Origin of the sequence: Streptococcus mitis, assembly GCF_016658865.1 — a bacterium.
GTDB lineage: Bacteria > Bacillota > Bacilli > Lactobacillales > Streptococcaceae > Streptococcus > Streptococcus mitis_BT.
Genome location: NZ_CP067992.1, coordinates 339,458 through 360,035 on the forward strand (window position 1 = coordinate 339,458; position 20,578 = coordinate 360,035).

General features: G+C 38.3%; 21 protein-coding genes and 1 pseudogene. 16 read left to right on the forward strand and 6 right to left on the reverse strand.

The genetic code is table 11. The features are described 5' to 3' along the window. The first annotated feature begins 19 nt into the window (after positions 1–19). From JJN14_RS01695 to JJN14_RS01750, 11 genes and pseudogenes are all read left to right on the forward strand, one after another. Entirely contained in the window at positions 20–181 is a 162-nt protein-coding gene (locus tag JJN14_RS01695) for a hypothetical protein (RefSeq protein ID WP_201058736.1), read from the forward strand. Beyond that, positions 182–1,069: an NAD glycohydrolase inhibitor gene (gene ifs / locus JJN14_RS01700; RefSeq protein ID WP_201058737.1), complete on the forward strand. Its 888-nt coding sequence runs from the start codon at positions 182–184 to the stop codon at positions 1,067–1,069. It begins immediately after the preceding gene. Positions 1,070–1,158: 89 nt separating this feature from the next. Beyond that, positions 1,159–1,320, forward strand: coding sequence for a hypothetical protein (locus JJN14_RS01705; protein WP_201058738.1), 162 nt, complete (start codon positions 1,159–1,161; stop codon positions 1,318–1,320). Beyond that, positions 1,321–2,208 carry an NAD glycohydrolase inhibitor gene (ifs, locus tag JJN14_RS01710; protein WP_201058739.1) on the forward strand — a complete coding sequence of 296 codons (888 nt, stop codon included), beginning with the start codon at positions 1,321–1,323 and terminating at the stop codon, positions 2,206–2,208. A gap of 24 nt (positions 2,209–2,232) precedes the next feature. Further along, positions 2,233–2,412, forward strand: coding sequence for a hypothetical protein (locus JJN14_RS01715; protein ID WP_201059163.1), 180 nt, complete (start codon positions 2,233–2,235; stop codon positions 2,410–2,412). A gap of 111 nt (positions 2,413–2,523) precedes the next feature. Further along, a pseudogene (locus JJN14_RS10235) lies at positions 2,524–2,925 on the forward strand (T7SS effector LXG polymorphic toxin); the annotation flags it as partial. Positions 2,926–3,093: 168 nt separating this feature from the next. After that, a complete protein-coding gene (locus JJN14_RS10290; protein WP_416069293.1) occupies positions 3,094–4,554 on the forward strand; it encodes a glycohydrolase toxin TNT-related protein in 1,461 nt (486 codons plus the stop codon). Further along, positions 4,554–5,144, forward strand: coding sequence for a hypothetical protein (locus JJN14_RS01735; protein WP_201058740.1), 591 nt, complete (start codon positions 4,554–4,556; stop codon positions 5,142–5,144). The genes JJN14_RS10290 and JJN14_RS01735 overlap by 1 nt, the downstream gene beginning before the upstream one ends. Positions 5,145–5,165: 21 nt before the next feature. Continuing rightward, complete coding sequence (locus JJN14_RS01740) at positions 5,166–5,594, forward strand: Imm63 family immunity protein (protein ID WP_125448207.1); 429 nt, start codon at positions 5,166–5,168, stop codon at positions 5,592–5,594. A 185-nt stretch (positions 5,595–5,779) separates the two neighbouring features. Then, positions 5,780–6,202 carry a hypothetical protein gene (locus JJN14_RS01745; RefSeq protein WP_049487055.1) on the forward strand — a complete coding sequence of 141 codons (423 nt, stop codon included), beginning with the start codon at positions 5,780–5,782 and terminating at the stop codon, positions 6,200–6,202. A gap of 12 nt (positions 6,203–6,214) precedes the next feature. After that, positions 6,215–6,637 (forward strand): hypothetical protein, encoded by a 423-nt coding sequence (locus JJN14_RS01750; RefSeq protein WP_201058741.1) that lies wholly within the window; start codon positions 6,215–6,217, stop codon positions 6,635–6,637. 735 nt (positions 6,638–7,372) lie between these two features. Here the strand turns inward: JJN14_RS01750 and JJN14_RS01755 are convergent. From JJN14_RS01755 to JJN14_RS01765, 3 genes are read right to left on the reverse strand one after another with little or no spacing between them, the layout of a single operon-like run. Beyond that, positions 7,373–8,038 (reverse strand): hypothetical protein, encoded by a 666-nt coding sequence (locus tag JJN14_RS01755; protein ID WP_049486648.1) that lies wholly within the window; start codon positions 8,036–8,038, stop codon positions 7,373–7,375. A 58-nt stretch (positions 8,039–8,096) separates the two neighbouring features. Further along, on the reverse strand, positions 8,097–8,933 hold the full coding sequence (locus tag JJN14_RS01760; RefSeq protein ID WP_201058742.1) for a VanW family protein: 837 nt from the start codon (positions 8,931–8,933) through the stop codon (positions 8,097–8,099). Further along, entirely contained in the window at positions 8,917–9,453 is a 537-nt protein-coding gene (locus JJN14_RS01765; protein ID WP_235228610.1) for a YqeG family HAD IIIA-type phosphatase, read from the reverse strand. The genes JJN14_RS01760 and JJN14_RS01765 overlap by 17 nt, the downstream gene beginning before the upstream one ends. Before the next feature lie 249 nt (positions 9,454–9,702). On the opposite strand from JJN14_RS01765, the gene JJN14_RS01770 reads away from it, so the two are divergent. The 5 genes from JJN14_RS01770 to JJN14_RS01790 are packed head-to-tail and all read left to right on the forward strand — an operon-like array spanning position 9,703 to position 12,625. Beyond that, complete coding sequence (locus JJN14_RS01770) at positions 9,703–10,389, forward strand: XRE family transcriptional regulator (RefSeq protein WP_049486635.1); 687 nt, start codon at positions 9,703–9,705, stop codon at positions 10,387–10,389. A gap of 3 nt (positions 10,390–10,392) precedes the next feature. Beyond that, positions 10,393–11,808 (forward strand): Y-family DNA polymerase, encoded by a 1,416-nt coding sequence (locus JJN14_RS01775; protein ID WP_201058743.1) that lies wholly within the window; start codon positions 10,393–10,395, stop codon positions 11,806–11,808. After that, positions 11,805–12,167, forward strand: coding sequence for a hypothetical protein (locus JJN14_RS01780; RefSeq protein WP_070842247.1), 363 nt, complete (start codon positions 11,805–11,807; stop codon positions 12,165–12,167). Before JJN14_RS01775 ends, JJN14_RS01780 begins: the two co-directional genes overlap by 4 nt. Further along, a complete protein-coding gene (locus tag JJN14_RS01785) occupies positions 12,160–12,453 on the forward strand; it encodes a DUF5960 family protein (protein WP_070842246.1) in 294 nt (97 codons plus the stop codon). The genes JJN14_RS01780 and JJN14_RS01785 overlap by 8 nt, the downstream gene beginning before the upstream one ends. Positions 12,454–12,481: 28 nt before the next feature. Then, on the forward strand, positions 12,482–12,625 hold the full coding sequence (locus JJN14_RS01790; protein WP_070842245.1) for an ADP-ribosylation/crystallin J1: 144 nt from the start codon (positions 12,482–12,484) through the stop codon (positions 12,623–12,625). A 139-nt stretch (positions 12,626–12,764) separates the two neighbouring features. On the opposite strand, the gene JJN14_RS01795 is transcribed toward JJN14_RS01790, so the two are convergent. From JJN14_RS01795 to JJN14_RS01805, 3 genes are all read right to left on the reverse strand, one after another. Further along, the gene (locus JJN14_RS01795; RefSeq protein ID WP_201058744.1) at positions 12,765–19,175 is read right to left on the reverse strand and encodes an alpha-L-fucosidase; all 6,411 of its coding nucleotides are present in this window, start codon (positions 19,173–19,175) and stop codon (positions 12,765–12,767) included. 331 nt (positions 19,176–19,506) lie between these two features. Beyond that, entirely contained in the window at positions 19,507–19,983 is a 477-nt protein-coding gene (locus tag JJN14_RS01800; protein WP_000203038.1) for a glutathione peroxidase, read from the reverse strand. After that, positions 19,980–20,558: a DUF3278 domain-containing protein gene (locus JJN14_RS01805; RefSeq protein ID WP_201058745.1), complete on the reverse strand. Its 579-nt coding sequence runs from the start codon at positions 20,556–20,558 to the stop codon at positions 19,980–19,982. Before JJN14_RS01805 ends, JJN14_RS01800 begins: the two co-directional genes overlap by 4 nt. Positions 20,559–20,578: the final 20 nt, after the last annotated feature.

Below are 20,578 nucleotides of genomic sequence, written 5' to 3' on the forward strand. Positions count from 1 at the left end.
TTTAAACAGCGAACTACTTATGCCGACGATTGACATGCAGGGACATTCTTATGATGATTTTCTATCTGCGATTGAACGTCAAGGCTATTATGAAATCAAAAATCCACGTGTCTATAAACCAGGCACTAATGAAATTATTTCAGTTGAAGGGATTTTTAGAATTAATCAATGGAGTAAATAAATGCAGGCATATAAATTGAAAAATAAAGAGAATTATAAATATTTTGTCAAACATTATCTAGAAGTGATGAAGGAAGGGAAAGAAGCAGAAGCATTTCTAGGAACAGAAACTAAGTATCGTTTTCGGCAACGAGATTCTTATGAACTTGATAGTACAGATATTAGTGTATTGATGGAATATTGCTTATTCCCTCTGTATGCAGAAGGTGATGAGGATATAGCAAGAAGAACTTTTGACATCTTGAAAGATTTTAGCTTATCGGCTGACCTAGTCAAATTAGATAAGGTGACTGATTATATTTTCATTCAAAATAGGCGTTTGAAAAGATATATTAGCCTTCCATTTGTTATTAAGACTGATGAGTTAGTAAGAAATATTATAGAGAGTATTTCTAATCTATCAGATGAACAGAAGAAAGATTGGTTATATCAAGGGCTGTGTAATGCATTAGACCGTGATCCTTTATACAGACAGTGTGACGAAGAAAAGGTAGAGAAGATTCTCAAGGAATTCAAGGAAAAATACTACAATCCACCTAAGGTAGTAGAAACCATTAAAACAGTTGAGAAAATTGAACTAGACGTTACAAGCATCGATGCGATGGGTGTTTCTGATGACCACCTTGAGTTGTTGTTGATTGATGGAAACAAATGGATTGAGTCATTAGAAGAGGAACATCTCTTGAAACTTCAAGAAAAACTCAACAATTATATCTACTTCCTTGAAAGCAAGCAGTATGTGGAACGATACGGCGATAACTTTGATAAAAAAGTCATCCATATCACATTTCAGTATTCTCCATCTGATAACGGATTGGCCTTTCTCGCTGCGGTTCAGAAGGTGTTGCAACCGACTGATATGAGTTTGAAGGTAGAATTACCAGAGTAATAAAGGGAGCGGAAACGCTCTCTTTTTGTGGTATAATGGGACTAGATTTTTAAAAAGATTATTTAACGGTTTTAAACAGCGAACTACTTATGCCGTCAATCGATATGAAGGGGCATTCCTACGATGACTTTCTATCTGCGATTGAACGTCAAGGCTATTATGAAATCAAAAATCCACGTGTCTATAGACCAGGCACTAATGAAATTATTTCAGTTGAAGGGATTTTTAGAATTAACGAATGGAGTAAATAAATGAAGAAATTTGAAATACCAGAGCCTAAAGATTATCAAAATTTTGTAAAAGACTATCGTGAAATAATGAAGGAAGGGAAAGAAGCTGAAGTTTTTCTAGGGACGGAACCGAAGTATCGTTTTCGACAACGAGATTCTTATGATGTGAATAGTACAGATATTGGAGTATTAATGGAATATTGCTTATATCCTCTGTATGTGGAAGGTGATGAGGATATAGCAAGAAGAACTTTTGACATCTTGAAAGATTTTAGCTTATCGACTGACCTAGTCAAATTAGATAAGGTGACTGATTATATTTCTATGCAAGGCAGTCGTTTAAGAAGATATACAAGCCTTCCCTTTGTTATTGAAACAGATGAATTGGTAAGAAATATTATAGAAAGCATTTCAAAATTATCGGATGAGCAGAAACGTACTTATACCTATGAAAGACTATGTAATGTATTAGACCGTAGTCCATTATACAGACAGTGTGACGAAGAAAAGGTAGAGAAGATTCTTAAGGAATTCAAGGAAAAATACTACAATCCCCCTAAGGTAGTAGAAACCATTAAAACAGTTGAGAAAATTGAACTAGACGTTACAAGTATCGATGCGATGGGTGTCTCTGATGACCATCTAGAGTTGTTGTTGATTGATGAAAACAAATGGATAGAGTCTCTGGAAGAGGAACATCTCTTGAAACTTCAAGAAAAACTCAACAACTACATCTACTTCCTCGAAAGTAAGCAGTATGTGGAGAGATATGGCGATAAGTTTGATAAAAAAGTCATCCATATTACCTTCCAGTATTCTCCATCTGATAATGGACTAGCCTTTCTTGCTGCGGTTCAGAAAGTGTTGCAGCCTACAGATATGAGTTTGAAGGTAGAATTACCAGAGTAATAAAGGGAGCGGAAACGCTCTCTTTTGTGGTATAATGAAGAAGGATTGAACCTGTATCAGGAACAATTCAATGAGCTTTATCAGTTGATGACGAGCTATACGTCCTTATTGGGAACAGACATCACCTTGATGTCAGCTACAGGAAAAGAGTTGGCCCGTACAGATACTGTATTGGGACAAACAATGTTTTCTGGCTTGCAGTAAGGAGGTTCTATGAGTTACAAGATAAAATTTGATGATATTACCTCTGTTCAAGTGGAAAGTCAAAAGACGATGAATGCTTGGGAAGAGGCCATCGCTAGTCTAAATAAGGCTATGAGCGACTTCATCAACAATCAAAATCTCCAAGGTCAGGCCATCTCGAGTATGCGCAATTACCTAGTAGAGGTGCATGGGACTCTTCTTCAAACTCTGGTCAACCTGATGAATGACTACTCAACTAATCTCCTACTGTACAAGGATGGCTACTATCAAATTGATTCAAGCAATCATGCAAAGTTACCAGGTCAGGTGTTTACACGATTACATAGTGATTTAAAGAGTTCACGTGACAATCTAAAGAGTGAGATTGAGCTCTTGAACACGACTAAGGACAAGATTTCAGACTTGGTGAGCTATTCAGGAAGCAGTCATACCAGTACGGTCATGAACTATAACTTTCTCATGAATCAGGTCAAGAACTTGGACAACTCGATCATCCAGTATGAAAGTAATCATGCGAGTCAGGATTTGGTCGCCTTTAAGGAACTCTTGTCGGCGACTAAGGCCTTGATAGCAGAACATGCAGGGAAGACACGGACTGTAGGGACTTATCAGTCGGGTGATTTCGCCAAACTCCAGTCTGTCCAACGCTTTGCGATGGCCTACCAACAGGCGACCAAGCAGATGGAGAGTCGTGTTGAACGAGTGAAGGCTGCTCAGGAGAGAGACAAGGCTCGTTTTGAAGCCTTGGCTGCGGAGGATCGAGCCAAGAACGGTTGGAAAGACCTGGCAATTGGTGTGGTGACCGTTGCGATTGGTGCTTTAGCGATTTGGGCAACTATGGGGGCAGCGACACCCTTGGTTGTTGGGGCTGGCTTAACCGCAGGAATTGGAACAGCGGCTTATGGGGCGTCTAATGCAGGGGAAGGGATTCATAACATCCAACTTGGAAATGCAGGGGATGTCCATACGAAATCCTATAATCGTATCCGAGATACGCTTTTCATGGGGAATGACAAGCTGTATCATCAGGTTGGTGGGATCTTTGTGACAGCGAGTTCTATCATGATTCCCATAGGGCAGACTCAGAGCGTTGTCAAGGGCTTGACCCAGTTTGCGATAGGGGAAGCAGGTGCCTATACAGCGGGTCAGGTTGCCTATCATGGGACCAAGCTCCTAGGTGGAAGCGAAGAAGATGCCCAAACCGCAAACTTTATCGGGAATATCGTAGGAGGTTATGCGGTCTCCTCAGCAGCCAGCAAGTTTAGTCTCAATAAGGTGAAAGTAGAGGTCGAAGCACCGAAGTATAACCGCGAGCAGATTCTGAAGAATCTGAAAGAAAGTAAACTTGCGAGGGAATCCAGTAACTTTGACCAGTATCTGGCGAAGGAGAAACTCCAACGAAACTTAAACAAATCCCCATTAGTTAGTCAGGAACTTCCGAAGGTGAAGGGGGTCCACGATGTCGAAGCACCGAAGTATAACCGCGAACAGATTCTGAAGAATCTGGAAGAAAGTAAACTTGCGAGGGAATCCAGTAACTTTGACCAGTATCTGGCGAAGGAGAAATTCCAGAAAAACTTGATGGGTATGGAACCGATGGACCGTCAGAGATATCTTCAATGGCATGAGTATGCGGAATCAGGTATAATGGTTCAAGATCGTATTAAACTGTTATCCTGGGAAAGACCAGTTAATTCAAAACTATATCTTGAAAATAAGGCAGTGTATGATAATCCAAAATATTTTGATCAACTTACAGGTAGTGAGAACTGGCCAGGACAAAAAGGTGATCCAAATATTGATGGCTTTGTAAAAGGAGAATATCAAAAGACAATCCTATCTCCGGGAGATAAAATTGATCGATTTGGTTCTGATTATGGACACTTTTTTGGAAATATCGGTGAATCTAAAGAGATGAGGGCAATGTCTCCAAACTCGGATTTTAAGAACTATAATCAATATGAAATATTAATGGATTTACCTGTTTTAAAAGGGGAAATAGCTCCGTGGTTTGATCAACCGGGAGGAGGAATACAGTTTAAATTAGATCCATTCTTTGCTAAACAGATAATGTCTATCCCTTCTGATGAGACAGCTATTATTAAAAAACTAATAGAATTTGGTTATTTGAGGAAATTATAATGTTTGATAATGAATATATTGTAAGTTTGAAAAGATTTATCAGCAATGTCGAAATTGTTTCAAGAAATAACAAGTTGCGGGCATATGATAATGTGGATATTATTTATATTCTAGAAAAAAGAGAAGACGAATTTTTTATTTCACTAAATGAAAGAGGTGTTATTTTAGAATATTGTAAAATTAGTAATAAGGAGTTAGCACAGCTATATTTTGCTATATTTGTTAAAAGAGGAGTTACAAATTTTGAATTCCCACTGATGACTTTAATAAATGATATAGAAGATATTGAAATATTAAAAGAATACTTAACTAGAGAACAACTCGATAACTTTTATTCGATTGATTCTAGGACTAAAGGAAAAATAAATTTTTCTTCAGAGCTAAACAAGATTTATTATATAGATGCAAGTGACAATGAATACAATCTCTTTTATCTACCAAACAGAATATTTCAAACCTTCTATGTATCGATTGTAAAATTAAAAACTATTAAGGAGTGGCTGATTCAACTGAATGGTGATAATGGATTAGTTGATGAATATGAAGCCACCTTGTTAGGGTATAGTTCAGAAGGGATTGAGAAGTTTTAATATTGAAATAGGAATAATTAAATGCTAATAAAATTAAAAAACAAAATTGAATCCGAAGTTTCAAAAATTGGAAACATAAAATTAGGTGAATTTGGAATTCATTTTTCTGAACAACCTCCCTACTTTCCGGAGGGAATTTCTATAATAGAGGATAGAAATGGAAGGTATAATCTAGTTTTTACTGAGAGAGGAAAAATAACATCCGAGATTTCTAAATTAGATGACAATGAGGTGACTTATCAAATTTTAAAGATAATCATTAAGAATATTTCCTCGCAAAAGATTGATGAAAAAGATGTAGATTTAATTGACAAATTGATTAAAAATAATGAATTTGAGAAAGTTAGTCAAATAGTTGAGAAAGTACAAGAGAATAGATATCAATATGAAAAGGAATTATTTGAGAAAATCAGTCCGCTATACACTTTATGGTTCGAAAAAGAGCATTAATAATTAGTATAAATCCGTTGTTATTTCAGTTCAAAACACAAGAATTCCAAGTGGAAATGAAGAGTCTGCTTTTGATGGTTTTTGGAAACCAGGAGGACAAACCTTCCCAGGAAATATGCCAGAAGCAGTCATTGACGAAGTGCCGTGGGGAGAATTTACAATTAGAAAATTAGGAGGTAATTAAAATGAGTTTAACTAAAATAACATGGGAAGAGTTTGATACCTTTGAAAAGATTGAATCACCAAAAGGATATGATTTTCGAACACATGAAGGAAAATACTATACTTTTGGTGAGTTTGGAGTAGCTTCAGTTCGTCGTATCTTTGAGATTAATCCTTCTGATTTTAACGAATATTTATTAGGTAGGAGAACGGCACGTGAAATTGATTTTAAAGCGGAGAACGATCGTTGGCCACCAACGGAAGAAGAGAGAAGAGAATCTAGAAGAAAATTTATAAGTAAACATCCAGCTTCTTTGATAGATGTCCCTAAAAATAGGAACCTTTTTTCTAAGGAAGAACTTGAAGAGTTGATTCCGATTGCTGAGAAGCAGTGGATTGAATCTGAAGGAGAACTTCCAGATGATTATGTATCACCACTTAAGTAAAAGAGGTTTGAAATGAAACCAACAAAACTAGACTGGGAAGATGTTATCCAGTTTGAAGAAGTAAAAGGTTACGGTCAGCATATCTGGAGAGATGGGAACCATCTTTATTACGTTTCCGAGGAGGGAGGAATTGCCCCTCAGCGAGTGGTTTATGAATTACCAAACGAGTTATTTGCCTTACTGGAAAGTGGGGAGAGAACGCTACGCGAAGTATCTTGGAAGATTCAGAACGATTGTTGGCCACCAACGGAAGAAGAGAGAAGAGAATCTAGAAGAAAATTTATAAGTAAACATCCAGCTTCTTTGATAGATATCCCTAAAAATGGGAACCTTTTTTCTAAGGAAGAACTTGAAGAGTTGATTCCGATTGCTGAGAAGAAGTGGATTGAATCTGAAGGCAAACTTCCAGATGATTATGTATCGCCATTGAAATAGTCTATGAGGAACTTGTTTATACACTGTTAGTTGTGGATAAGTTCTTGGATGACTTGGGTGGTCGTTCAGTTGATTAAAAAGAGTTTTAGTATCTAGATTAACGGTTTGATGCCCAAAAGTAGTTGCTATGGAACATAAAAATCACTAATCGGCAAAATGTGATTAGTGATTAGATTGATCGCGTGAACTTTTCGGTAAGATCTAGCTCATTTCGTGTATTTTTAGGGTAACATTCACACCATTTAATTGAGAGTTATTCAAATTAGATGAAAAATTGTTTTCTGAAAAAGAGAGAAAACATTGATTTTAAGCACATGTTGAAACTTATTCGAATAGAAATGTTTCAAACCAGGTCTTAAGAAAGCTCGTAAAGCATCACAATTTAGTAAACGTTAATCAATATGATTATATCAACGTTTACAGACATTCAAGAATTGTCTCTTGGATGTCTTTTTTTGTCTGAAAATCAAGAGTTTCCCTGAAAATTTCCACCATTGATTTTTACAGCAGAAACATGAAATATTTTTAATACATATTGTTAAAAATTCTTGATCTTATTTTTAGTATAAAAATTATAATATCTTTTGCTGAATATTTACTAAAGTGATAGTCAAAATACAAAACTACTCTCAAAAAATGAGACTTTTAATCTCACTTTTTGAGAGTAGTTTGTTGATATAAAAGTAAAATTTATTTGATAGAGGAGAGCATATTAATTTCAAAGTATACTTTACCTTATTTCTCTATATAATTACAAACATTATTAATCTGTTCGTGAATTTCTGTACCAAATTTTTTTTCAAAAAATGCACTTCCGATTGTAAATGCCCAAGGATTTGTATCAATTACTTCATTCAACCGTTCATAACAATCAATACTTCCGGCCAAACAGACGGGAGCTTGTATGGCTTGAGTAAAAGCATTATTTAGCTCCAAGGGGTCACCAGTATAACGGTAACCTAGTAAGTCAAAGCCATAGACCCCTTTTTTTAAGTATTCTTTCGCCTGAGAAATCATATTTTCTATAGTACCTTCCAAAATAGATGGACGCTCTTTAATTTCTCCTACGAATGGCATGTACTTTATGTTATTCTCTTTACAAAACTCGTTGATTGAATCAAAGTAGACAGTCCCCATTAAAACATCGCATCCGCACTCTTTTGCAATTCGTGCACCTTGAAGACCATTCTCTTCATCGTATTCCACAACTTCAAGAAAAGTAGTTTTACCGTAAGATTTCATTTCTGAAAATAAAGACTTCATTTCTGAAATTGGAAGTGGTTTTTCTTTAAATCCCCAAAATTCGGCTTTGGTGTTTTTACATGATTCGAAGATTTCTCGTGCATTTTCAATTGTGTGATCATTATGCGTCAGCATAACAATTAATTTAGGTGAGTTCATAAATGTTCCTTTTGATGTTAATTCTAAGTTATTTTTCTTAAAAATAAAAGTACTTAGGTTACTGTCTAATCATTTCTTTAGGAATGAGTTTCGGATCGTACATAACTTTTGAATGATTTTTCAAAATAAGCTCTTTTTCCAAAGTTTGTTCAGTTATTCTATCAAGTTTTTCACGATAAATCATGGAGTTGCGATAGTAATAATTGCCTTCTTTTTTGAAATGATGATTTTCTTCAACTATCTGATAAGTGAACGGAAATTGTGATTCACTTCTTAACTCGCCGAAGAGAATCTCATTTTCAGTCCATGCTCTCAATTGAATAAGTTGGTCAGTATTATTTTTAAAACGATAGTCCTGATGATTATACTGTACAGAAGTTCCATTTGCAAATGGTTTCCTAGTACCTTTATCAGGGTCTAATGCATCAGAGTGAGAATGAAATTCTGTAATTTCCATAGGACTATGAACAATTAAAAGATGAAGCAAGTTAGCTAAATTACATAGCCCGCCGCCAATATCAGGTTCTACTTTCCCATTAATAATAACTCGCCCTTCCTGGTATCCTTTTTTCTTCGTTGTATTACCAACTAAACTCCAAAAAGAAAATTCTTCTCCTGGATGAATGATAATGTTATTTAGATTTTTACTAGCAATCTGTATGTTGGTAGCTTTTCCTTTTTGAAGATTAATATCAATTCCAGGACCACGTTTTATCAGTTGGGTAGAATATGATGAAACTAAGTTGGGTAATATCTTTTCTTGACGAATCTTAGAGAATTTTTTTCCTTGTTTAAGGTTCTGTATATGTCGTTTTAGATTTTCTTTTTTTAAAGAGATTTTATATGTTGTAGGACTAATTTCACAAAATAATAGATCCTTATTCCAAAAAACCATGTTGTTTCTCCTTTTTGATCACATCTAAATTTTTATTTTTTTGTCTCAAAAATGGGTAAGTATGAAGTATTAATTTTTCAACCCATCGTTTTTTACCAATTCCGCCTTCTTTAGGATCATATAAAAAATCAACCAAGATAGTGGAGATATTTGCCCGACTAGCTCCGAGCACATCTGTAAAAAGTTGATCTCCAATCATAACTGTTTCAAATGGTTTTAGCTGCATCATGTCAAGAGCTTTTTTAAAGTTCTTAGGATTTGGTTTTTCCGAAAGTGGGATAAAGGGAACAGATAAATGTTGATTAAATTGTGTAATTCTTTCTTCGTCGTTGTTTGACAAAAGAAAAATTTGGAAACCAATGGCTTTGAGATTTTGAAAAAGTTCAATAACTTGTTCTGTAGCGGGGGCGCCATGCATCACAAGAGTTTGATCGATATCAAAAATTAATCCTTTAAAACCAAGTTGATATAATCTTTGATAGGGGATATCAAAAACAGTTTTTGCTCGTGCTGCTGGCATGAATGGAAACATATTGTGTAAAGCCTTTCATTGAATATATAACAATAATTCTAGCACATATATAGAACAAGGTCAATACCACTATTAAGTGTGTAGCAGAAATAGATATTCCTAGTAGACATTTGTTCACTTTTTTTATATAATAAAACTAAACCATATTGGTTGAGTTTTAAAAATATGGATTCAAGCATCGATTAGTCTTTCTAAGGGAGATAATGTCCATTAAAGTATCATAATAGGAGGTGAAGTATGTATCAGCCAGAAAAATTAAAGGCTAGGAGAAAAGAGTTAAAACTAACACAGAAGGAAATTGCAGAGCAACTTGGGATTAGTTTTCAGGCTTATTCGGCTTGGGAACGTGGGGTCAAGGAACCATCCAAGGAAAAGGTGGCCCAGCTAGAAAACATTTTAAAAGTACCAAAAGGCTATTTCACCCAGATAGAGATTGTCCGTCTCTACCATAGCCTCTCCAAGCAAGGGCAGGAGAAGGTTGTTCTCTATGCTCGCAACCTATCTCAAGAGGAGAAAGCCCAGAAAGTAACAGCGATGCCAGAGCGCCTCTACGAGTACCGTGTTTATGAACGCATGTCAGCAGGGATTGGGGCTTCGGTCTACGATGATCAGAATTTTGATACGGTTTACTTTAATGAGGAACTAGCCCATGATTTTGCGTCCTGGGTGTCTGGGGACTCCATGGAACCTAAATACCAAAATGGTTCAGTGGCTCTGATTCGAGAGACAGGATTTGACTATGATGGGGCGGTTTATGCAGTGGTTTGCAACAATCAGACTTATATCAAGCGGGTTTATCGTGAGGAAGATGGCTTGCGTCTGGTCTCTATCAATCCTAAATACAAAGATATTTTCATCTCCTATGAGGAAGATCCTCGGATTGTGGGGATTATCGTTGGGAACTTTGTGCCGATGGAGGGCTAGACTATGGGCTACTTTGATTATTCCAGAGAGCCCAAAAGTGACATTGCCTTTGTCGATATGAAATCCTTTTATGCCAGTGTTGAGTGCGTGAAAAGGGGATTACATCCGCTGAAAACCTCGCTTTGTGTCATGAGTCGTGCGGATAATTCAACTGGTCTTATCCTAGCCTCCTCTCCCCTGTTTAAGAAGATTTTTGGCAAGTCAAATGTTGGTCGGGCCTATGATTTGCCTTTTGATATCAAAACGCGAAAATTTTCCTATTACAATGCTCGAAAGCAAGGGCTACCTACCGACTCAGACTATGTTCGTTATATCGAAGATTGGGCTCAGGTGACCTTGATTGTGCCTCCTAGGATGGATGAATACATCGCAGTCAATATGGAAATCCAGCGAATCTTTCAAAACTATGGCAGCCCAGATGATATTTATCCCTACTCGATTGATGAGGGCTTTATTGACTTGACTAGTTCGCTTAACTATTTCATCCCAGATAAGAGTCTCTCTCGCAAAAACAAGCTGGATATGCTTTCTGCCCGTATTCAGAGGGATATTTGGAGGCAGACAGGGATCTATGCTACAGTGGGCATGTCAAATGCCAATCCCTTACTGGCCAAGTTGGCTCTGGATAATGAGGCTAAGCACACTCCGACCATGAGGGCCAACTGGTCTTACCAGGATGTGGAAGAGAAGGTCTGGTCCATTACCAAGATGACGGATTTTTGGGGGATTGGCAGGCGGATGGAGAAACGCTTGCATGCTCTGGGGATTTTTTCCATCAAGGAATTGGCAACCAGCAATCCCGACCAGCTAAAGAAAGCTCTGGGTCAGGCTGGTCTGCGTTTGTGGTTTCATGCTAACGGAATTGATGAGAGCAATGTTCATAAGCCCTATAAAGCCAAATCCAAGGGATTGGGGAATTCTCAAATCTTGCCGAGAGACTACGTGAAGCTACGAGATATCGAAATTATTCTTCGAGAAATGGCGGAGCAGGTGGCTATTCGATTGAGGAGATCTGGCAAGAAAACAACCCTTGTCTCTATCTATGTCGGTTTCTCTAAACAGGAAGTCAGGCCCTCTATTCACACACAAATGAAGGTGGAACCTACAAATAATACAGCTGTTTTAACAGACCACGTTTTGAAGTTATTTCATAATAAATACACTTCAGGAGCGATCAGAAGTGTCGGAGTAAACTATTCAGGATTTGTAGACGAGTCCTTCGGCTTGATTTCCCTCTTTGATGATGTTGACAAGTTAGAAAAAGAAGAAAGGCTCCAGACGGCTATTGACTCTATTCGGGAAGAATTTGGTTTTACTTCTCTCTTAAAAGCCAATGCACTAGAAGAGGCCTCTAGGAGTCTTGCTAGAAGCAAGCTGATTGGGGGCCATTCTGCTGGAGGATTAGATGGATTAAAATGATTGATCGTTCTTATTTACCTTTTCAATCCGCGCGAGATTATCAAGATCCAGGTATGCAGAAGTGGATGGGGTTTTACCTCTCAGAACATACCAGTTCGCTCAGTGAAGAAAAAAATCGGGTTGATTTTTCGACAGATTTGAACTCGGTTGAGAGGTTACACTTGCTTTCCCAGCTTTATGTTGGCCAACTGAAGGGAAGTTTTGTGGTTAAAGAAAAGAAGCAGAAAGTCACTATCATCGGTAAGGTGAGAGAGTTATCCTCTAAATCATTATCTATTAGAACAAGCGATGGTTATAGGCTGATAGAGCTTGCAGATATCCTAGAAATTCGACTGTGGGAGGAGGGAGTGTATGACTAGAAAAGAGTTGTATGAAAATAAACTGCAGATGGATTATTTTTCAGATTCTTATATTCGTTTTGAAGAGGATTTTCAAAAATACTCTGCCATGAACGTACCCTTGACTTTCTTGATTGATGACATCCTACGAACCATGGCGATGAATCAGAAAAACTACTTTGTCTTAAACAAGGAAAATGCCAAGGATGGGCGGGAGCATAGCTTTTATTTTAGGGTGGTAACGGAAAAAGCGTGTCCTAGAAATAGGACCTATGTATATGCTGGGGTTAAAAATAGTGGCCAGTAGATTTGGTAGGAAATGAACTCGTTTTTTGGTGTACACCATTGCAGCTATCTGCGGAGGAATTGCAGAAGCTTATTATGGTCTTTCTGATGAGATTAGACAAGAAGCCCTATCTTTTTTAGATAATCGTTTACTTGAAATTGTTGTTGAATTTGAAAATACTTATCCCAAATAATCATTCTGTTTTATAGATACTAAGATATCCATAGAAATTTATGGATATCTTTTGATTTATATATAGAAAAAGAGAAGACCGGCTGGTCTTCTCTTTGGGGGAACTAGAATCATTGAAAAGAATTAAGTAAAGATTTTAATTAGTCTTTGAAATTCTTTTGGAAGATGAGTAGAGACAATACTGAAGTAATAGCAGCCAAGAATAAGAAGGCATTTGCTTCTTGCTCTCCAGTTTCTGGGAGTTGTTTTTCCTTGTCTTGTCTAACTGTAGTAGCAACAGGTGCTTTTTCATCTTTTCTTGGTGAATCTTCTGTTACAACTGCAGGAGCTGGTTTTTCAGTTTCTCTAGGTAGAACATACTCAGGGAGAGTCACAACTGGTGGCGCCACTGTTCCTACAGAACTTTGTTTAGTTCCAACCTCGATTATTCGGTCTAAAGCTGGAGTTGATTTGGTTTGGACTACCTTGCGATTGCTACCATCTACTTCGACATACTCAATTAGCAGGCCGTCTTTCCCTTCTGCTAGAACTTTCTCTTTTCCTTTATCTAAGTTTGGATTTTCGTGACGGATAGTCTTGAATGGTACTGCCTTCTTGACAATATCCAAGCTTGGAAGTTTAAAGACAAGGTCCTTAACTCCCTCTTCAGGACTTGAAGAAGTAATTGGTTTTTCAGGTTCTTTTGGTAGAAGGTATTCAGGAAGAGTCACAACTGGTGGAGTATCTGTTCCCACAGAACTTTCTTTAGTCCCAACTTCAATCACTCGGTCTAGAGCTGGAGTTGATTCAGTTTGAATTACCTTACGATTGCTGCCATCTACTTCGACATACTCGATTATAGCACCATCTTTCCCTTCTGCTAGAACTTGTTCTTTCCCTTTGTCTAATTGTGGATTTTCGCGACGGATAGTCTTGAATGGTAGCACCTTCTTGACAATATCCAGACTTGGAAGTTGGAAGACAAGCTCTTTAACCCCTTCTTCAGGACTTGAAGAAGTAATTGGTTTTTCAGGCTGTTTTGGTTCAACTGGTTGTTCTGGTTGGCTAGGTTGCAATTGCTTGATTTGTTCAAGAGCGTTGTTGAGGGCTTTATTGACATCTTCTTGAGTCTTAGCTTCTTGGATAGCTGCGATTGCTTTATCAGTAATTTCAACTAATTTCTTCTTAGCATCGTTGTTAGTACCGAGTTCAGCCACTTTTTTCTCGATAGCTTCAGTCAGGCTAGCCATAGCCTTATCATAATTGATTTTAGGCTGTTCCGGTTGTTTCGGTTCAACCGGTTGTTCTGGTTGGCTAGGTTGCAATTGCTTGATTTGTTCAAGAGCATTATTGAGAGCTTTATTGACGTCTTCTTGAGTCTTAGCTTCTTGGATAGCTGCGATTGCTTTATCAGTAATTTCAACTAATTTCTTCTTAGCATCGTTGTTAGTACCAAGTTCAGCTACTTTTTTCTCGATAGCTTCAGTCAGGCTAGCCATAGCCTTATCATAATTGATTTCAGGCTGTTCAGGTTGTTTTGGTTCAACTGGTTGTTCTGGTTGGCTAGGTTGCAATTGCTTGATTTGTTCAAGAGCGTTATTGAGGGCTTTGTTGACGTCTTCTTGAGTCTTAGCCTCTTGAATAGCTGCGATTGCTTTGTCAGTAATTTCAACTAATTTCTTCTTAGCATCGTTGTTGGCACCAAGCTCAGCCACTTTTTTCTCGATAGCTTCAGTCAGGCTAGCCATAGCCTTATCATAATTGATTTCAGGCTGTTCAGGTTGTTTTGGTTCAACCGGTTGTTCTGGACTTGTTTCGTCTCCAGGTTTTTGGTAATTTTCGTTTTTGCTAAGAATATCTTGCAAAGCAGTGACTGTTGACATCACATCTTGTACATTTACCGTATCAGAACTTAATTGTGCAGTGAGTTTATCAAGATTAGACTTAAATGCTTGACGTGCAGTTGCTGTATTTTTCAAACCACTTGGATCAAAGTTAGATAAGTCGTCTTTCCATTTAGAGAGAGATTGAAGGATTTGTGTTTTGCTGTAGAGTTCGCTTCCTTCACCACGAGTGATGAATTGATCCACCTGGATACCGATGTTTCGAGACAAATCGTTTCGATCAGAATCGAGTTGAAGGGTGACTGCGTGCAAGTTTTCGTCCAGACCTTTTAGGCTAACCAGAGTTTGATTGCCTTGGCGTTGGGCAGCGTGACCGCTAAAGTATTTCTTGCCCTCAATAGTCGACGCATTTCCCATGCCCTCTTGGTAAGGAACTTCTTTGCCGTCGAGGAATACCTTGTAGATACCATGATTTGGATCAACATAGCCCTTGATATCAAGTCCAGTACCGTAGAAGTAGGCTGTGACAGTTGTCTTTTTCTTTTGTTCATCAGTTAAGCGACCAAAGGAAGCCCAAGACTCCGTTTTTTGGTACTTGTCTGCTGAATTGGTTTCATGGTGCCAGCCAGGACTGTAATCCAACTGACTAGCTTGGTCATCATAACTTGTTTGATCCTTGATCAGCAATTCAGCTTTCATCACTTGGATGGTTGCATCGGTAGCAAAACCGAGCAGGGCACCATCAGTGACAGAAGTGAGCTTGGCCTTGAAGTCAAAGATAGAGTCGGCTTGTTCTGTAAAGTCAATCGTTGGGATGGTAACAGTCTTTTCTGTTTCTCCATCTTCAAAAGTCACATCTTGAGTTGTATCTTGGTAAACTTTACCGTGAACCCCAGTTCCAGGTTCTGTGATGAAGCGAACAGTAGCAGTTCCCTTGCTTCCACCAACACGTTTAATTTTAACAGTGACTGGTTTTCCTTTTTCGACTTCGTAAGAAGTTGCTTCAAGCTCAAACATACCCTTGCTGTTATTGTTTAGAGTGTAGATTCCTTCTGTAGCAATTGGTTCACCTGTTTTATTAACAAGGGTAATGGTATGTTGGCCAGGTGCTAAATCGTCTGTTTCATATACTTTTTGGCTGCGTTTACGGCTAGTGTTCTTAGTTTGCACATCCGCAACTTTTTGGCCATCAACGTAGACGGACATTTCTCCATGACCTGGGTCAACTGTAGAGACGACATAGGCCTTGGTTCCTGTGAAAGTATAGCTTACTTTGGCATCTTTTTGATTGGTCCACATAGAAGTGCCACGAACACCTTCAGATTCATTGTACCAAGTTGTACCGGCTGTATCCGCTGTTGTATTTGAGTGGTATTCAAGTCCAAGAGGGTAGCCGTCTGTCTTTTCGATACTACTTGGTGTCTTGTAGACTGAGAAGTTGGTTAAGATTGGAGTTGCTTGAGCTCCGGTGATGGTTACACGGATTTTTTGTGCCTCTACAGGCTTGCCTTGAATCAAGCGACGGTAACCAACAGTTGAACCTTCTCCGTAAGTCACCCAGCGACCGTTGATTTCGACTTCAATCTTGAAACCAGAGATACGTTGACCTTTAGCGATGTCTTCCTTGAGTTCGACAACGTCAAAGCGTCTCTTTTGTCCCAAATCGACTGTGAAGCTACCTGTTGTGGCATCATTTGAGAGCGCCCAGCTGGTATCGTCTTTGCCGTCTGTCAGGTGACTTTCTTTATAGAGGTGGTTCTGACGAGTAGAACTTGCTGTTACAGTTGCTCCTTTGGCAAAGTCAGTCGCATACATTTGATCTAGAGTCGCTTTGAATTCTTTCAAGCGAGCCACGTCAGCATCTGCGAATTTACCTTCTTTGTTTGGTGGAATGTTGAGAAGAAGTGGCGTTCCACGACCAACAGACTTGAAGTAGATATCCATCAATTCTTTGAGGGATTTTGGTTGCTGGTTATCGTGGTAGAACCAGCCAGAGCGGATGGAAACATCTGCTTCTCCTACAGAGTACATATCTCCGTCAGGGTCACCGTGGTTAAGGTATTCGTTCTTAACATTTTCGGTGATGTTTGCCTTCTTGACCTTATGCCATACAGGGTCACCGGCGATACCACGCTCATTTCCAATCCAACGGATACTTGTTGGTTCGGCAGAGAAGATAGCGATATCTCCTTCAGCTTCCTTGATGTATTTGAACCACTCATCAAAAGTGTAGGTTACTTTTTGGGCACCGCTACCGCGTGCTCCATCCATCCAAACTTCGATAAATTTACCCTTATTACCGTATTTTGGATTACCAAGGATTTCTTTTAGTTGATTGAGGTAGTATTCGTTGTATTCTTTTTGAGTAGCTACCTTATATTTAGGACTATTAACATCCCATGGAGATAGATAAACCCCCATATTCATATCGTATTTAGTAGCTGATTTTGAAACTTCTTCTAAAAGGTCTCCCTTACCATCTTTCCATGGACTTGCAGCTACGGTATGATTTGTATATTTAGATGGGTAAATAACGAAACCATCGTGGTGTTTGACAACCATAATAGTTCGTTTAAAGCCAGTTTCCTTTAGAGTACGGATCCATTGATCTGTATCTAAGTTAGTTGGATTGAAGTTTTTAGGGTCTTCATTTCCATGTCCCCACTCAGAATTAGTATAAGTATTCATACCATAGTGGATGAAGGCAGCTAATTCTTCCTTGTGATAATCAAGTTGAGCCTTGCTTGGAAGGGGACCGTGATTTCCAATTTCTGTTTCTTTATCTTCTGGATGAGCAGCAGGTAAAACAGTTGAAGTCGGATTAGAGCTATCAGAGATTTTTTCGTATTCAAAGACGACATCATTCACACCCTTGTGCTGGATGCTGGCTTCTAAGCGTGGAGTGATTGCGCGGTAGCCTGCGATTTCTTTTGCTTCAAAAGTGTTTACAAATGAAACATCGTATTCTTTTCCGTCATTATTATCAGTAACAACATCTGCTAATTCTTGCTCTGAGCCTTTCAAACGATAATGAATGGCAAATGAACCTTTATTCACTTTATAAACCACCTTGATGACCCGTGTTCCTGGAGCTGTTTTGCTGACGACGTTGTAGGTCCACTCATCTTTGAGTTGTTTGTTGATTTCGACGCCATCAATAGAGACAATCTGGTATTTCTCTTGATTTTTTGTATAGAAGTCAGTCTTAGCGATTTCTTTTTTGAAGTTATAATCAAAAGCTGTTCCAACTTCAGTTTTTTCAACAAAAGTATCATCAGTTTTGATTGGATTACCAGTTTCATCTACGTGTTGAACAACTACACGTCCGTAATCGATTCCTTTAATGAGTGTCGCAACACCATTTTCATCGAAAGAATATTGATTTTCGCCAATAACAGCAGTTTTATTTCTGAACATTTCTCCTTCAGGAGTAAAGTAATATCGTTTCCCATTATCACCTTGGTACCAACCTTTGACACCATATTTAGCGATAATATCTTTTACCCATTTTACTTGCTCGGGTGAGAGGACGATTCCGCCACCGAAGCGGTCTTTGTCAGGGATGCCGTTTTCAATTGTGCCGTGTTGGTGAACACCGACTACTTTACCATCACCGTTGATAATACCAGCACCTGAAAGGCCTGAAACAGAAGTCATATGATAGGTGATGCCTTTTGAGCCTTTATCATCATAATTATCAACAGATTTCACGACACCATCAGCCTTGTAAAGTTGACCAGCTACAATTGGTTTTTTGAGCTCAGGTGAGCTTGAATCAGTTGGATATCCAATCGTGCTAACAGGGTCCCCAGGTTGATAGGTTTTATTTTCTGCCAAGGGAACAAAGGTAGCAGCTTTATTTGGACTAGCGATTTGAAGAGGAACAGGTGCTACAACAGCAGCCAAGTCATTTTGATATCCTTTTCCAAATTCTTTCTTGTTCCAAAAATGAATATCTTCTTCTTTGAAAAGAGTAGTATTACCCGTTACAGGCTGAGAATTGCGAACAGCAGAATTAGAACCGAGGTTATAGTAAAACTTAGCAGAATCTCCGCCTCGAATATGTCCTTCTTTTGTATCACGGTTTGATTCTAAAAAGTTGTGGGCAACAGTCAAGATGACATTTGGTGCCACAAAAATACCAGAACCAGACACGATATAGCGTTGGGAACCACCATTGTAAATAGTGTAAATCATACTAGCAGCAGTAGCAGGTTGTCCTTCATAAGGGACGTGCTTCAAATCTAGACCACCGTTGATAATCGCACGATTACCATTTTCAGCTTCTTTTGGAAGTTCTTCCTTGTTTTTTAGAATGCTTTCTGTCTCAACTTTAGGGCTATCCTTCTTGTCTACGATTGCTGAAGTATCTATGTTTTTCACGGGTGCATCAGGATAAGCTTGATCGTGGATTTCTTCAGGAAGCAAGTCAGTAGTTTTAGTATCTGCTACAGATTTTTCTTCTACTGGTTTAACAGTTTTTTCTGCTTTCTCTGACTCTTGAGGTGTAGAAATTACAGGACTTTCATTTTTGACTTCTGATTTGGTTTTTTCAGCTTCGGCCAATTTTTCTACATTTGGTTGAGAGCTTGTAGTTTCAATTTTTGCTTCGTCAGCTAGTGCTGTACCAGATGCAAAAAAAGCGAGCCCAACCATAACCGAAGCAACACCAACGGTTAATTTTCTGATGCTAAAAGTTTGCTCTTTTTCAAAAAGGTATCGATTCATAATGTACTCCTAGTTTGAATCAAGACAGTCAGCTACTGTCTAAGCCCAAGTATGACTTGGAAACGATTTTCTTTAGCGATAGTTAGATTTTGTGCAATAGTTTGAGACTAATCCCCTCCTGCTTAAGCGCTTTCATTTTAGAATAAAAAAATTAAAATTGTTATCTTAATCTTTAAAATAACCTAAAAACCTTAACATAACAAATATACTAAATTGTTCCAAGAAATGCAATAGAGAAAGTAAACCTAATTTAAAGAAATTCTTTCACTTTTTAAAGAAAAAATACATCCTTTCAAGAATTAAACTAAATGAAAGAATGTATTCAAAAAAATCAGAGTAATTTTTGTATCGCCTCTTCAATTTGTTTTGGGTCTGTTTTTGAAGAGAAGCGTTCAAAGACCTGCCCATCACGACCAATGAGAAACTTAGCGAAATTCCATTCGACTCGTTTTCCCAGTGGGCCAGATTTTTGTTCTTTCAACCAAACATAGAGAGGGTCTGCTTCCTTACCGTTGACCTTGATCTTGGCAAAACGTGGGAAGGTGGTTTGATAATGTAGGCTACAGAAGGCGTTGATTTCCTCTGCGCCGCCTGGTGCTTGTCCCATAAACTGATTGCAAGGAAAGTCTAAAATCTCAAAACCTTGTTCTTGATAGCGATCATAGAGTTCTTGAAGTCCTTGGTACTGGGGCGTTAAACCACATCCAGTAGCAGTGTTGACAACCAAGAGAACCTTACCACGATAGGTCTCTAGTGGAGTTTCTTGATGGTCTTGGTTCAAGACTGAAAAATCGTATAGTGAAGTCATTGCTTGCTTTTCTCCTTCTGTTTGGTATTTTTAGGAGTTTTCTCCTCCTGTAGTGATAGAAATCCGTAGGTCAGGGTTCCAAAAATGCTTCCGATAATCAGGCTATACATCAGGAAAGGAATACTTTTATTGAATTGCATGAGCAACTTTCCAAAATCTGAAAGGGACATCTGTTGAACGAAGACTTTATGAAAGATGAGTAAGGTAAAGAAGCCAATCTGAATACCGATAAACACAATCCAGCTTCGGAATTTGATTTGAGCTTTGCTGTAGGTTTTGAGAATGATTTCTGATTTGTCATCCTTTTCAAGATGAAGCTCTTGGACGGCTTTTTGAGCTTTTATACTCATGAACAAAATGAGTCCAAAATAGATGTAGGGCATAACATTTCGAACAATTTCTATAAAGCTTCCGAACAAAATATAGAATAGGAAGAGAATGAAGGAAGAGTAAAAGATTTGGATCATGGAACGGGCGCAAGCCTTGTAGATAACCTCTTGACGGCATTCATCAAAAGGGCCTTGGATGTGAAAGAAATTTCGAAGTAAGCGAGTTGTTAAGTCTTCTTTTTTCATGGGTGATTTCTCCTAAATGA

Bases quoted from the DNA above. Each gene is read 5' to 3' on its own strand.
- JJN14_RS01735 (WP_201058740.1), top strand. From the start codon at position 4,554: ATGTTTGATAATGAATATATTGTAAGTTTGAAAAGATTTATCAGCAAT.
- JJN14_RS01755 (WP_049486648.1), bottom strand. From the start codon at position 8,038: ATGAACTCACCTAAATTAATTGTTATGCTGACGCATAATGATCACACA.
- JJN14_RS01745 (WP_049487055.1), top strand. From the start codon at position 5,780: ATGAGTTTAACTAAAATAACATGGGAAGAGTTTGATACCTTTGAAAAG.
- JJN14_RS10290 (WP_416069293.1), top strand. From the start codon at position 3,094: ATGGAGAGTCGTGTTGAACGAGTGAAGGCTGCTCAGGAGAGAGACAAG.
- JJN14_RS01695 (WP_201058736.1), top strand. From the start codon at position 20: ATGCCGACGATTGACATGCAGGGACATTCTTATGATGATTTTCTATCT.
- JJN14_RS01780 (WP_070842247.1), top strand. From the start codon at position 11,805: ATGATTGATCGTTCTTATTTACCTTTTCAATCCGCGCGAGATTATCAA.
- JJN14_RS01775 (WP_201058743.1), top strand. From the start codon at position 10,393: ATGGGCTACTTTGATTATTCCAGAGAGCCCAAAAGTGACATTGCCTTT.
- JJN14_RS01705 (WP_201058738.1), top strand. From the start codon at position 1,159: ATGCCGTCAATCGATATGAAGGGGCATTCCTACGATGACTTTCTATCT.
- JJN14_RS01750 (WP_201058741.1), top strand. From the start codon at position 6,215: ATGAAACCAACAAAACTAGACTGGGAAGATGTTATCCAGTTTGAAGAA.
- JJN14_RS01785 (WP_070842246.1), top strand. From the start codon at position 12,160: ATGACTAGAAAAGAGTTGTATGAAAATAAACTGCAGATGGATTATTTT.
- ifs (WP_201058739.1), top strand. From the start codon at position 1,321: ATGAAGAAATTTGAAATACCAGAGCCTAAAGATTATCAAAATTTTGTA.
- JJN14_RS01800 (WP_000203038.1), bottom strand. From the start codon at position 19,983: ATGACTTCACTATACGATTTTTCAGTCTTGAACCAAGACCATCAAGAA.
- ifs (WP_201058737.1), top strand. From the start codon at position 182: ATGCAGGCATATAAATTGAAAAATAAAGAGAATTATAAATATTTTGTC.
- JJN14_RS01765 (WP_235228610.1), bottom strand. From the start codon at position 9,453: ATGCCAGCAGCACGAGCAAAAACTGTTTTTGATATCCCCTATCAAAGA.
- JJN14_RS01795 (WP_201058744.1), bottom strand. From the start codon at position 19,175: ATGAATCGATACCTTTTTGAAAAAGAGCAAACTTTTAGCATCAGAAAA.
- JJN14_RS01770 (WP_049486635.1), top strand. From the start codon at position 9,703: ATGTATCAGCCAGAAAAATTAAAGGCTAGGAGAAAAGAGTTAAAACTA.
- JJN14_RS01805 (WP_201058745.1), bottom strand. From the start codon at position 20,558: ATGAAAAAAGAAGACTTAACAACTCGCTTACTTCGAAATTTCTTTCAC.
- JJN14_RS01760 (WP_201058742.1), bottom strand. From the start codon at position 8,933: ATGGTTTTTTGGAATAAGGATCTATTATTTTGTGAAATTAGTCCTACA.
- JJN14_RS01740 (WP_125448207.1), top strand. From the start codon at position 5,166: ATGCTAATAAAATTAAAAAACAAAATTGAATCCGAAGTTTCAAAAATT.